Consider the following 12,927-nt stretch of genomic DNA (forward strand, 5'->3'; position numbering starts at 1 on the left):
GGTCGTTGTTTATCTCTAATAAGTTGTCTAAAATTTGTATTGGGGTTTTATTTTTCATGATTTTGAGGGTTTTTGTAAAATTGGGTGTTTTATTAAAAGTTTTTATTCTTGGTAATTAAAGCCATGTTTCCTTTATTGCAAAAATCAGTTTCAAATGGGAGATTGAACAAAAAGTTTTCGGTATAAGTAATAGTCCTCGGGATTTCACCGGGTATGATCCAATGCATTCTGTTTGGACTATTTTCATCAGGATACCCATATTCTTCAATTATTTTATTAATGGCTATTACTGATTCTTGGGTCCAGTTTTTTTGCCAGTAGGGTATTGGGTTGTTTTGAGGCTGTAATTCGTTAGTGGGTTTTTCTTTATTTGTGGCGGCTATTTCAATATAGTTCTGTGCGTTAAAATTTCCATAACACAAGATGAATAGGCAAATAATAGTGAGTGTTGTGTACTTCATTTCTACGGTTTTTAAAAATATTATAAAAAGCCCTGTTGTTTATTAGCCTCACACCATGTTCACAACAGGGATTCTTAACCAACAATTACCTTTCTTTTTCTTCTTTAAACTGTTCTTCTTTAGAGTCTCTGCCTCTACTTTTTGATTGAGAAAAAGAGCTGCCTTTTTCGTCTCTTCTTTCACTGTCATCCCTATTGGCAGAAGGATTGTTTGGATTTGTTTCTTCTTTTTTGTCTCTTTCACTAGGACGTTGTCCTTGTAGTTGTCCTTGTCCTTGTTGCTCTGACTGTTTACCGGAATTCTCACGGTCGCGTTGTTCGTTTTGTTTCTGTTCCATTTTGTATGTTTTTGATTTGTATTAATTTGTATTGATAAAGATGATACAAAATCTAAAAATTTACCTTATATAAATTTTAAGAAAAGTTATATAAATCATACATTTCATTTTTTGTTTTGAATGCTATATTATTAAGAATAAGTCCATTGGGTTTTATTCATGGTTGGGGTTTTAAAAATCAGGCATTTAATAAAACAACAAAAATCCCTCTTGTGGTTTGAAAATTGGATAGGAACTTTTACAGATAAAAATTTAGTTTATTTAGGTATTGAAGAAGGAAAAAGAAGAGTCACGGTTAGGTGTTTTTTTGAATTGAATTATTTTCAAAGTACAGTTCAAATCGTGAAAGTTTGAATAAAGAAGGGTTACAATGTGTCCCTTAAAGATATGTTTTAAGTAGTATTGAAATTAAAGTGCAGCATACTTTTTTAAAGCGTATTCCTTTGCCGGGGTAAATGTATATTAATTTGAAGGGGAAATGTGAGATGATAATAAACTTTATTCTTCCAAAACTGTGGTAAATTAACATGAGTTCGAGACAAGAAATCAAAACAATTGGTTTGATTTCTTATTGTTTTTTGCGTACATGGCAAAAGCTAAATTTTGAAGTAATAACAGGTAAAAAATCAGCGTTATCCCTAAAGGCAGGCATAGGCAGGGATGACACGGATTAAGCGGATTTTCACAGATAAAAACTTAAATAGAACTCACGTTAAATTATTGTATACCAAAGGTTCTCTAAGTTTTTGTTTCTTTTCTTTTTCAATTCCTTATAATAGGAAGGGGACAGGCCGGTTACTTTTTTGAACTGGTTGGATAAATGAGCAACACTGCTGTAGTGAAGTCTATAGGAGATTTCAGTGAGGGTAAGTTGATTGTATAGAAGCAACTCTTTTACTTTTTCAATTTTGTGGAAGATAATATATTGCTGTATAGTGATGCCTTTAACTTCGGAGAACGTATTTGCAAGATAGGTATAATCATGACCCAATTTTTCACTTATATAGGTGGAATAATTAACTCTGGGAATTTCATCTTTATGATGAATCATTTCTAAAATGACACTTTTTATTTTTTCAATTAAGATGCTCTTAGAATCTTCTAAAAGTTCTAAGCCGGATTTCAATAACGTTTCTTTTAAAAGAGCTCTTTTTTCCGGGGATAAATCCTCCCTGATTTCCACCGATCCAAGGTCAACTTTTAAACAATTAAACCCAAGTTTAATTAGCTCCTCTTCTACCAACCTTTTACAACGAAGGCTTACCATGTATTTAATATATAATTTCATAAGGTGGCTAATTAACTTGCAATTTCATTTTGATGTTTAACTTCCTGTTTACTAAAGGGAAAAGCAGGATGGTATGCAATCTAATTATCAGTTTTTTTCCTATCGGGGTTTGTGGTTCCCACTATTTTTTATTTTTAAACAAATATGTAACTTGATTCCTTGATTTTATACAAGAAGTTTATTTTGGGCGATGATTTCTTGAGCAATCACTAATTTAATTAAATTGCTTTTTTAATATTAAGGGTGAGAATAAAATCACCATTGAATCCTTAAAAAAAATTAAACTCAAACTTTTAATAGTAAGTTTAAATATACTAAATATTTTTATCCTTTAGAAGGAAACTTGATTTTATTTTTTAAAAAAAAGTAGGGTCAAATTAGGCGTGACTGTTCTAATTGTAAATAACCCAATACTTTAATTTTATGAAAAAGCTTTTTCTTTTACCCGTCTATTTTATGGTTGGTATTTTGTTCTTAGCGTCTTGTAGCACCGATGATGGTACACAACCTGACGATTCTGCAACAATCAACAACACTTCGTTAATGGCCAACTTATTGACCCGAATGTCTGAATCGCCATCAGAACCTACGGCAATAACCTGCTTAAGTTTAAATTATCCCATTAATATACAGCTCTTTAATGCTGCAGGTCAACAAACCGGAACCCAAACAATTAACAGTGATATAGAACTCTTGCTCTTTATAACCAATTTACAATCCGGAACAAGTTTTTCCATTGTATTTCCAATTACAGTTACTCTTGAATCCGGAAGCGTTCTACAAATAAACAACCTGCAAGAGCTGGAGGCTATTATTTTAGCCTGTGACGCATCAGGGGGACAAGTGCCCGGAAATTTCTCGGAAATTTTAACTGACGGAATCTGGTATGTCAATTATTTCTTTGATGATCAGGACGAAACGTTTTTGTTTAACGGTTATCAATTCAACTTTAATGCAGACCAAACGGCTCAAGCAAATAATGGTACAACCCAAGTAAACGGAACCTGGAATTTATCAAGCAGCTCTACTCCGGACCTTATTTTATTCTTTGGCTCAAACAGCCCGTTTGATGAACTGGATGAGGATTGGGACATCCTTGAGGCTACGTCACAAATTATCCGTTTAAAACATGTGAGCGGTGGGGATGGAAGTGTTGACTTTTTAACATTTGGAAGAACACCCAACACCGGCGGTGGAGGGGGCTCAAGTTTATTTATTGAAAACTTAACAACAGGAAACTGGTTTGTAAATCTACTGGATGATGACGGTAATATTGAAACCTGTCATTTTATAAATTACACTTTTAATTTTAACGCTAACCAAACTGTGACAGCAACCAGTACAGGAAATACTGTAAACGGTACCTGGGAAGTGCAAAACAGCAGCAGTGGCCTTGACCTGGTGCTTAATTTCCAGATTACCGGTAATAACGACCCCTTTGATGATTTAAACGACGACTGGGATGTAGTTGAATTTAACTCAAATTTGATTGCTTTGCTGGATGTAAGTGGGGGAGATGGTAGTATTGATATTCTTGAGTTTGGCAGAATACCGGCTGAAAATTGTGCAGGAGCCGGAGACGTTCAAGCACTTATCGATGTAATGCTTAGTGGTTCTTGGTTTGTTGCAAGCTATCTGAATGATGGCAACAATCAAACAGCTACTTATTCAGGATATACAGTTGATTTCTTGTCAAATGGATCTGTAACAGCAGACAACGGCAGTCAAACCCTTACCGGAAGCTGGGTGGTTACCATTAGTGGTAGTGGTTTGGATTTAGTACTGGATTTCGGTACGCAAGTGCCTTTTAACGAATTTAACGACAACTGGGACGTTGAAGGGTTTACCAATACCACTATCGAGTTGAAAGATGTTAGTGGTGGTGATGGTAGCGTCGATAACTTACGTTTTGAAAAACTATAACTTAACCTTGTTTACGTTTTAATTTTAAACCGCCTAAATGTCTAGGCGGTTTTTTATGGGATTATTGTCGCCTGCCAGTTTATGACCTGCCATTTTCCATTTCGATTTAAAAACGTGCCGCTATTATAGTAATACTGCACAGCTTCGCCGGTTGTGCCCTTCATTTTAAAAGCAACAACAGCCATGTCGTTATAGACATTGATTTGAATTTCTTCTGCGGTAAAAATGGTTTTTGGTGTGTCAGTCACTTCGGGTTCATTTTCAAACCCCGCCAGGATTTCGGCTTTGCCAAAGCGGGTACCGTTTGAACTGGTATAGATGAGGTCTTCTGCCCAGAAGTTTTCATGGGTTCCCCGGTCGTTGTTGGAGGCACCCTCCAGAAAGGTGTGGAGGAGTTGGGTTAATTCATCAATATCATTGGCCTGGCCGTTAGCAGGCAGGGCAAATACTAAGCAAATAGTGAATAGTAAAATTGTTTTCATAAACCGGGTTTTTGAAGTATAAATGTAAGAAATTATACACACTAGTTGTGTATTCTTCGCGGACACATACAATTTTGAATGATTTTTCCAACCTTCCCTGCCTTTGGGTGCCTATACGTTGTGCAACCTCTTCTCCTTCGTAGTTTTACCTAAAGCTTAGGCGACACGCGGTAAAGCTCCTGCGACAGCGTGTGGATTCGGTTGACAATTCTTCTCTTTATGATTCCGACACCATGGCTTTTGTCATTCCGACGCGCAGCGAGGAATCGCACCCTGTTGCTCACGCCGCGTAGCTCAGCATTGCGCGCATACTCAGATGCGACTACTCCTTCTCCACCTCTGGCAGATTCGGCGCACACGGTCCTCGTCGCTCCTGCCTCGCTCTGTCGGAGTGACAAACCTCTCTTTTTTTGTCATTTCGATCCGCCAAAAGCGGAGAGAAATCGCATCAGAGTAAGCATCTATGAGTAAGAAGATGGTTAGGTAATCTGGAAGATTAATTAATATATAAGGCTACAAAGTTGCACCCCCACACTCCCGGCAAAAAAAGCAGATACATTGTAAAATCAATACATTTCCCCTTAATAAATTTCACAAATGGCAAATTTAAATATGTGTTAGTTTTTCGTTCATGAAGAAGATTTTACGGATATTTTAAACCTAAAACACAAAATAGTTTATAGTCCCATGACTGAAGAAAACAATTTTTAAAATGATTTTGTGACCATTCTTTTTTTATAGGGTTCAGAAGTGTTTTTAATCACAAAATCCACAACACCAAGTCCCAGTCCCTCTTCTGTAATTACATCAACTTTCCATTCGCCTTCCTTTAGGTTGTTTTTAAAAGTATATCCACGGAAACCACGACCACGTCCGCCGGTCACTTCAAAACCAATTTTATCTGTTACTTCCCAACTCCTGCTCTCGGGATTGTACCATTTCCAACGATGATAAATGGACTTTTTTAAATCTGAAGGTGCAAAAACAGAAGTGAACACATACACACTTTGATCTGCTTGACGATGAAAATTGATGTGATGTGTGCGCCAAAATTTATACCATTCATCCTTCTTGTAAGTAACGATGTACTCGTTATTTTTTCTCTGAATATCATGGGCTACCAACCCGGTATCCATAGCCAGCGGCACCGGTGGAATCAAATTAAAATAGTAAAAAATATTGATGGTTAAATAGATAGAGAGGATTATACTAATTAGTTTTTTTAGATTGATCTCAGCTCTTGTGCTTGGGCTTGATCTATAAATAAATGTAATGAGTGTTAGCGTACACCCTAAACTTACAAATCCGGAAATAATAAAAATAAAGGTATTCATTTGCTTGATCAGCGTGGGAATCATAAAGGTGAAAAAAGTAAAACTTATAAAAAAATAAATACTAAACTGAAGGTATTTATTGGATATTTTCCTTTTAAGAAACTCGTTTGCAAATAAGAGCAAAACCAGCAGTATGAAAAAAAACATCGTTTTTGACATGGACACACTTCTAAAAAAATAGATGACAAAAGCACTTGAAAGTGCGCCAAAAAAGAACTGTATGGCCAGCGGAAAATAGTCTGAAAAACGCCCGAGAAGCGTGTTTTTCCACTTGCCATCGTCCACTAAATTATATAAATAGAGCGTTACTGATAACAAGGTCATATGAGAGCAAAGCACCATCGTATCATAAAGGCGGTCTATGCGCCCTAAGGTCAAAGTGTCAAAAATAAAACCACCCATAAAAAAAAGAACGGGGGCGTACTTTTGATTGCGAATAACATTCTTTCCAAAAGCACTGTTTCTAAATCTTACTAAAGCTCTTTTCATAATATTTCAGCTGCGGCAAAAGTAGGGTATTTCCTTTGACGTTATTATTCAAAAAAAGGAAGCAATCAAAATTTCAGTAGAAAGGCTTACTGTGACTGTTGAGCTCGTCTTTCATTCAGGTTATTCACCTGCAAGGCAATCAAAACCCCAATCACCACCAGCACAATTTCGCCAATAGTATATTTAAAATATCTGGTAGTTTTTCCTTTATTGATAAGGTTTTTTCGGATGTTTTCGGAAGAATTTTATCACTGATTTTATTTTTATTTGTCCCGTTAGGGACACAATGTTGGTAGCAAATAGGAATTGAAGTTTTTTATGTGCCTTTAGGTACAGCATATTTTTATTCAATCAGTTTAAATATATAGTGTTCATTAAAATCAATTTCAAAATCTTTTAATAATTGTAAATATTCCTCTTGAAATGTTTTTTTCTTATGATGTTCTTCTTGATTTTTGATGTAATTGATCACATTAGGCACTTCAGATCTGGAGTATGAAAATGCACCAAAACCAGACTGCCACGAAAATTTACCAATCACAAACTTTTTATTATTTATTCATTTTGATGAATCTTGTTTTACTTGTTTCATCAATTCTGAAAGCGATTGTGTGGGTCGCATTCCAAACAGAATATGAATGTGGTCAGGCATTCCGTTTATTTGCAATACTTTATGATTGTTATTTTGGATTATACCCGTGATGTATTTATACAATTCGTCCTTCCAATCGTTTTTGATAAGACTTTGTCTGTCTTGTACCGCAAAAACTGCTTGAATATGTATTTGTGTATAGGTGTTTGCCATAATAGCGTGTTTATATTTCGTACCTAAAGGTACGAGGTTTTGATGTTATATGTATTCTATCTACCAATAGGTTGTCCCTAACGGGACATAATATGGTTTTGTTAATCACGACCCACAGTATTTTTCCAACGGCATAAAGGAAATAGCTGCGAGCATTATTTCCTGCCCGTCCGCCTTGCGCTTCAAAGCTTCAGGCGACGAAGCCGGCAGGCGGGTGCTCGATGAGTTTTTTGCGGGTTCCTGCCTGACAGCGAGGCAGGTTGCGGAAGAATTTTATCATTGATATTATTTTAATTTGTCCCGTTAGGGACTTTATCTCGGTAGCATTTTATGTGTTCGAATTGTTTTTTGTGCCTTTAGGTACATAATATAGTATGTCCTACCTAACGGCACGAGGGTTTAATTTTGTTTATTCTTGTTACCAATATTTTGTCCCTAACGGGACATAATATGGTTTTGTTTATCATCACATTTGTTTGTGCTTTGTTATTTTTTTATTGATGAGGTAAACAATCGTTAACAGCGCAGTCACTACCAGTGTACCTATAGCTTCAGCAGCAGTCATTTTTGACAGAAAGAAGATGATAATCCCCGAGGATAAGATTGGAACAGTAAAACCACCGGGTATTTTAAATTCGCCGTGTTTGGCTTTTTGGGTATAGCGCAGTTTGATTACCGCCAGTGAAACTCCAAGGTATTGCAACAATATTCCGCCAACAGCGATAACAGAGAGTGTTTCAAAACTTCCTATAGCTGCAGCGATAAAAGCAACTGCTGCATAGGTTAGGATAGCAAAGTGAGGGGTTTTAAATTTGGAATGAACAGTTCCAAAGATTTTTACCGGTATCACCCGATCCCGGGACAAAGCGTATAACACGCGGGACATATTCATAATGTCACCACTTAATAATCCAAACATAGAAATGGCAGCTCCTGCTGTTAAAATTAAAAATCCTGTACTGCCAAAAACGTTTCTGGCAGTTTCTGCCAGCGGTGCTTTTTGGTCAGCCAATGCATCGCCAAGTACTCCCTGAGTAACCAGTTGTATGAGTATGTAAATTACTAAAACGACTGTAATTCCTATAAAAATTGATTTCGGAATGTTTTTGTTGGGGTTTTTAACTTCACCACTCACATTCAGGCCGGCTTCTCCTCCTATAAAAGCAAAAAACAAAATGAGGGAAGTGGCTCCCAGTTGTTCGAAACCGGGAAAAGCTTCTATAGAAATATTTGCTATTGATATTTTAGGCAAGGCTAAAACAATGAGTAAAACTAATGGAAGGATTTTAGCAACGACTAAAAATTTGATTAGCCCAATGCCTTGTTTAATTCCTATAATATTTATAAAAGCCAAGCCGAAAAAAACAATAAAAAGGAACAATAATCTAATAGATTCAGATTCAAACACCGGAAATGCAGCTGCCAGAATATTTACCAGTGCGTTTGAAACTGCGGCATCGGCCATTAAAACGGTGGCGAGGTATAAGTTTCCGGATAAGAAACCGGCATACTTACCAAAAGCCGTTTCTATATAGGCGTAAAGCCCCCCTGTGATGGTTACTTTACTTCCAACCTCTGAAAAACAGAGCATCATTAGTGCAATTAAAATACCGCATATCAAATAGGCAAAAACGCCTGAAGCACCCATTCCGGAAGCTACTATGGCCGGTAATATAAAAATGCCCGAACCGATAATTCCATTGACAATGTTTGATGACAGCCCAAATACATCAATGGTGCGGAGCAGGTTTTCCTGTTTATTGATTTTCATACTTAGTTTTTGGTTGGTTTATAGTTATTTGAAATCAATCAATCAATCAATATGAAAATCAATAAATAATGTTGTCCAGAATATTGTCCAGGTATTTTTCTTTTTTACAAAACTCGTTGTCAGCCATATAGACATTGAAAATTTCTTTTCTAAGTTCAACAAGTTCAAGGACTCCATAATGGTGGTAACCAATGGCAGTATCGATTTTTTTTAAACTTTTTTTCATCTTATCGCCTTTAAATTCGTTATAAATTTTTTCAAAAGTTTCTTGCGAGGTTCTTGATTTTATAACTTCCAATTCTGGAGTTGATAGTTCCCCGTCTGCGTTAGCACTTAAAAGTAGAATGTAAATTTTCAATTCTTCTTTTGTCCAGTTTTTGTGATTGTTTTTCATAGGGTGAAAATGTTGTTTTATTGAAAGTTAGTGATTTATTTTTTAAGTGATTTTTTAATGTTTCAATCTTAAAATTGAAAATATATAAACTGCTCGCCACTTCCTTGTGCAATCAAAAGTAGGAATACCATAATTGCCCAAACAGTAGCAAACAACCAGACCGGAAAATCTTCTGCTACCATTTTTACTGTGTGTCGTCGCATATACCAATGAGTTAGAAACAATAGTGCCGTAATAACAAATACTTTTAGCAAATCAAAATACTCTAAAATCATTTTTCCGTCCGGATTTAAAAATAGCATGGATTCAATCATCGATTGCGCCGTGCTAAATTCGTTTGCACGAAAGAATACCCAGGTAAAATTGATGCAGGTGAAGGTTAAAAACGCAAAAAAGATTCCGTTCCAAAACGTAATTTTTACGGGCACTTTGTGTTTTAAGAGTTTTTCAATGACTAAATAAATGCCGTGTAAAGCACCCCAAACCACAAAAGTCCAGGCGGCGCCATGCCAGAGTCCTCCCAGCAGCATGGTAATCATAAGTGCAGCATACATTCTGGTTACACCAAAGCGATTTCCGCCCAGCGGGATGTAAAGGTAATCGCGCAACCAAGTAGAGAGCGAAATGTGCCAGCGTTTCCAAAAGTCTGAAAACCCGATAGCGCCATATGGGTACAAAAAGTTATGGGGCAAAATAATGCCCAGCATCATAGCAATACCAATGGCGCAAGTGGAATAACCGGCAAAGTCAAAGAATATCTGCCCTGAAAATGCGAGTGTCCCAGCCCAAGCATCCCAAAAGTTTAAAGCTTCTTTAGCTCCAAAAGCAGCATCAGAGGTGTCGGCAAGTAGGGTGTCTGCCAAAACCACTTTTTGAAAAAGACCCAGGGTCAATAAAAACAGTCCCCAGATAAATTGTTTGGCAGTCGCTTTCTTTTCTTCATAAAACTGGGAAATCAGTTCTTTGGCCCTAACAATCGGACCGGCAACCAACTGGGGAAAGAAGGTGACATACAATGCAAAGTCTAAAAAAGTTTTAGCACGCTCTGTTTTTTGATTATACATGTCTATGGTATAAGACATGGTTTGAAATGTATAAAACGATATACCCATCGGTAAAAGAATGTCTAAAGGTTGGGTTTGATAGCCATAGCCGTAGGTATCTGCAACAGCCGTAAAATTATCCAATAAGAAATCCCGGTATTTAAAAAATGCCAAAAACCCAAGGTTGACAGCTAAACTGAGCAACAACCACAATTTTCGTTTGCGCAGGTTTTGCTCAACCGCCAATTTATTACCGGCGGTCCAGTCAACTAACGTTGAAATCCAGAGTAAAATAACCAAAGGCGGATTCCAAAATCCGTAAAATACATAACTGGCCAGCAGTAACATTCTTTTTTTACCTGTCCAGTTAAAGATTTTGGTATAGTAAAGCACTAACACTATAACCAAAAACACGAAGAAACTTAGTGAGTTGAATAACATGATTAGTTGGTTTTTAGGTTAGTGATGAGGTTATCTTCCAAGAGTATTTCAACCAGATTTCTGGTAAAGATATCGGCATCGGTGGCAGATAAGTGCGACCATTCAATGGTTTTGAAGTTTTTGAGTTTATCGTAATCCTGATAATGAATGGCCGGTACATTCGCTTGTTCAACCAGTTCGTCCCAAAACTCAGTTCGAAGTGTTATGATGCTTTCCAATTCGTCAAAAAAACCATCAGAGGGTGAACGCAGTAATATGACTTTACCGCCACGGGCTTCAAATTTTTCCAGGTTTTTTAAGAAAAATGCTATAGTTCCTTCTTTGTCGGGTGGTGGTGGTTTGGGTTCAGAAGTAAGCATCGATTTCCAAACTGCCATGATAGAATTGGCAAAACTTGTGTCGGTGACCATGCGTTCTTTCATACGCACATTTCGATATATATCAATATCCTGAAACCTTCTAAAAGGGGGTTCTTTTGGTTTTTCAGTTCGGTTGGGTAATTTGATGGTTTTTAATAACGCTTTTAAATTGATATCGTCATACCAGGCTTCATCATCATTTGAAATGAATGCCAATGAATTTTGTATAGGAATAGATAACACAAAATTGAGACGTTGTGCATACGTTCGGTTTTTGTAAAACTCAGATCTTGATGATGCCCTTGTCCAGGGTGGGGCTTGCTCAAACGTAGTTGAAAAAAACAGGGGTGGCGTAACCCCAACAACTATAGTTCCTTTAAAATGGGTGTTTTCAACAATGTCATGAAAAGTGGGCAGTGGTGTAGAACCTGCATTGGCCAGTTGAATGGGCTTGATTCCTGTTAAGGCCTCCCATTCGTGCACTTGAATATTAAAAAGCACACGGGAAGACCCGATGAGAACCACATCATTTTCTGTTGCTTTTTCTACTTTGGCACGTGTTTTTGCCCAAAGGTACTTGTCGTCGTCTATGTCAGGGTAATAGCCCTGCGACCTCCAGTAAAGTTCCCAAACGGTGATGCTTACAAGGCTTAAAATCACCGTGAGGAGTAAGGTTTGTTTGAGTTTCATTGGTTGGTTAATTAGTTGGTTATGATAAATATATTTAATTTTTGCTTACAAATAACTTAGCCAACCATACTGCCTATGGTTCTTCTTAAAATTCCAATACCATTTGCATACCGGGTATAAGCTTACGACCACAAACAACCATATCAGGTAAACAACTCCAAGTGAAAAGCCGTAGCCCTGCAATTCTGTTACAAATCCAATCCAGACGTCAATGATCATCAGTTTGGGGTCAAAGCCACTCAGGTAAACTGCCAGTACAGCAAGCAGGTGTATCCAGTAAATATGAACGATGTAAAAAAACATAGGCACTTTTCCAAAAAGTACCATAACATCAAATAATTTTCCTTTAAACTTTTCCGACAGTGAAAGCACAATCAGGGAAGGCCCCAGCGTGATCAACAAAAACAACAGCGAAGGGGGGTATTTGGTAACATTGAAAAAAGAGAGTGCTGTTTTTAAAAAATCATCATAAGAGGTCCAGGGAACCAAATCGCCATATACGTTTGCAATGCGCAAAACAAAAAATAGGACAATGGCTGAAATCCCTGTGCGAATCAAAATTTGGTGTCGCTTGACTGCATCAAAATCGGGTTTGTACAAATTGCCTAAATAATACCCCAGCGGCATAACAAATATCCAGGGAATGAGTGGATATGCATTGAAGATGTTGCTGTTTTCAGTGAGTTGTATAGGACCTTGGATGTGTAGCAGATTCCAGAAATCACCCAGTTGCCCACCTGTAAATCCATCCAAAGCATTGTGACCAAAAATCACGAGCAGACACAGGGGTATCATTAGCTTTTTTGGAAAATGGATAAATAACGCCAAAAACAACATAGAAGCACCTAAGAGCCAGATGACCTGAAAGACAATAGCATTAAAATTGAACTGAAACCGCCAGGCAAAGCTAATCACAACCAGTTCTAAAAAGATTAGCCAAATACCCCTTTTTAGGAGCCATTTGCTTACGGCTTTTTTTCCTATCTTTTGTTGTACAAAGAAGGCAGAGGTTCCTGCGAGTAACACAAATACCGGGGCACAAAAATGAGTGATGAATCGTGTAAAAAACAACCAGCCATTCGTCTGTTCTACATCAGTAGGGTCGAAGTA

The 12,927-nt window shown here is 37.2% G+C and carries 11 protein-coding genes and 1 pseudogene; 1 reads left to right on the top strand and 11 read right to left on the bottom strand.

Annotation, left to right across the window (positions count from 1 at the left end):
• Positions 1-92 precede the first annotated feature (92 nt).
• The 3 genes from AC6F75_RS00630 to AC6F75_RS00640 all read right to left on the bottom strand — a co-directional run bounded on the left by AC6F75_RS00630 (position 93) and on the right by AC6F75_RS00640 (position 2,086).
• Positions 93-461: a hypothetical protein gene (locus tag AC6F75_RS00630; RefSeq protein WP_500712993.1), complete on the bottom strand. Its 369-nt coding sequence runs from the start codon at positions 459-461 to the stop codon at positions 93-95.
• Between the two features lie 85 nt (positions 462-546).
• Complete coding sequence (locus tag AC6F75_RS00635) at positions 547-798, bottom strand: hypothetical protein (protein ID WP_500712994.1); 252 nt, start codon at positions 796-798, stop codon at positions 547-549.
• A 712-nt stretch (positions 799-1,510) separates the two neighbouring features.
• Positions 1,511-2,086 (bottom strand): helix-turn-helix domain-containing protein, encoded by a 576-nt coding sequence (locus AC6F75_RS00640; RefSeq protein WP_500712995.1) that lies wholly within the window; start codon positions 2,084-2,086, stop codon positions 1,511-1,513.
• A 423-nt stretch (positions 2,087-2,509) separates the two neighbouring features.
• On the opposite strand from AC6F75_RS00640, the gene AC6F75_RS00645 reads away from it, so the two are divergent.
• Positions 2,510-4,009: a hypothetical protein gene (locus tag AC6F75_RS00645; RefSeq protein WP_500712996.1), complete on the top strand. Its 1,500-nt coding sequence runs from the start codon at positions 2,510-2,512 to the stop codon at positions 4,007-4,009.
• A 53-nt stretch (positions 4,010-4,062) separates the two neighbouring features.
• Here AC6F75_RS00645 and AC6F75_RS00650 read toward each other — a convergent pair whose 3' ends face one another.
• The 8 genes and pseudogenes from AC6F75_RS00650 to AC6F75_RS00685 all read right to left on the bottom strand — a co-directional run.
• Positions 4,063-4,491 (bottom strand): DUF4440 domain-containing protein, encoded by a 429-nt coding sequence (locus AC6F75_RS00650; protein ID WP_500712997.1) that lies wholly within the window; start codon positions 4,489-4,491, stop codon positions 4,063-4,065.
• A 707-nt stretch (positions 4,492-5,198) separates the two neighbouring features.
• Complete coding sequence (locus AC6F75_RS00655) at positions 5,199-6,314, bottom strand: DUF2914 domain-containing protein (protein ID WP_500712998.1); 1,116 nt, start codon at positions 6,312-6,314, stop codon at positions 5,199-5,201.
• 343 nt (positions 6,315-6,657) lie between these two features.
• Positions 6,658-7,119: pseudogene (gene tnpA, locus AC6F75_RS00660) on the bottom strand (IS200/IS605 family transposase).
• 466 nt (positions 7,120-7,585) lie between these two features.
• On the bottom strand, positions 7,586-8,890 hold the full coding sequence (locus AC6F75_RS00665; protein WP_500712999.1) for an amino acid permease: 1,305 nt from the start codon (positions 8,888-8,890) through the stop codon (positions 7,586-7,588).
• Positions 8,891-8,948: 58 nt separating this feature from the next.
• The gene (locus AC6F75_RS00670) at positions 8,949-9,284 is read right to left on the bottom strand and encodes a hypothetical protein (protein WP_500713000.1); all 336 of its coding nucleotides are present in this window, start codon (positions 9,282-9,284) and stop codon (positions 8,949-8,951) included.
• Positions 9,285-9,352: 68 nt separating this feature from the next.
• The gene (locus AC6F75_RS00675) at positions 9,353-10,768 is read right to left on the bottom strand and encodes an MBOAT family O-acyltransferase (protein WP_500713001.1); all 1,416 of its coding nucleotides are present in this window, start codon (positions 10,766-10,768) and stop codon (positions 9,353-9,355) included.
• Positions 10,769-10,770: 2 nt separating this feature from the next.
• Positions 10,771-11,817 (bottom strand): hypothetical protein, encoded by a 1,047-nt coding sequence (locus AC6F75_RS00680; RefSeq protein WP_500713002.1) that lies wholly within the window; start codon positions 11,815-11,817, stop codon positions 10,771-10,773.
• Positions 11,818-11,862: 45 nt separating this feature from the next.
• The coding region (locus AC6F75_RS00685) for a heparan-alpha-glucosaminide N-acetyltransferase domain-containing protein (RefSeq protein ID WP_500713003.1) at positions 11,863-12,927 on the bottom strand (1,065 nt) is incomplete at its 5' end.

It is taken from the genome of Planktosalinus sp., from assembly GCF_059864935.1.

Bases quoted from the DNA above. Each gene is read 5' to 3' on its own strand.
- AC6F75_RS00645 (WP_500712996.1), top strand. From the start codon at position 2,510: ATGAAAAAGCTTTTTCTTTTACCCGTCTATTTTATGGTTGGTATTTTG.
- AC6F75_RS00670 (WP_500713000.1), bottom strand. From the start codon at position 9,284: ATGAAAAACAATCACAAAAACTGGACAAAAGAAGAATTGAAAATTTAC.
- AC6F75_RS00630 (WP_500712993.1), bottom strand. From the start codon at position 461: ATGAAGTACACAACACTCACTATTATTTGCCTATTCATCTTGTGTTAT.
- AC6F75_RS00680 (WP_500713002.1), bottom strand. From the start codon at position 11,817: ATGAAACTCAAACAAACCTTACTCCTCACGGTGATTTTAAGCCTTGTA.
- AC6F75_RS00640 (WP_500712995.1), bottom strand. From the start codon at position 2,086: ATGAAATTATATATTAAATACATGGTAAGCCTTCGTTGTAAAAGGTTG.
- AC6F75_RS00650 (WP_500712997.1), bottom strand. From the start codon at position 4,491: ATGAAAACAATTTTACTATTCACTATTTGCTTAGTATTTGCCCTGCCT.
- AC6F75_RS00635 (WP_500712994.1), bottom strand. From the start codon at position 798: ATGGAACAGAAACAAAACGAACAACGCGACCGTGAGAATTCCGGTAAA.
- AC6F75_RS00675 (WP_500713001.1), bottom strand. From the start codon at position 10,768: ATGTTATTCAACTCACTAAGTTTCTTCGTGTTTTTGGTTATAGTGTTA.
- AC6F75_RS00665 (WP_500712999.1), bottom strand. From the start codon at position 8,890: ATGAAAATCAATAAACAGGAAAACCTGCTCCGCACCATTGATGTATTT.
- AC6F75_RS00655 (WP_500712998.1), bottom strand. From the start codon at position 6,314: ATGAAAAGAGCTTTAGTAAGATTTAGAAACAGTGCTTTTGGAAAGAAT.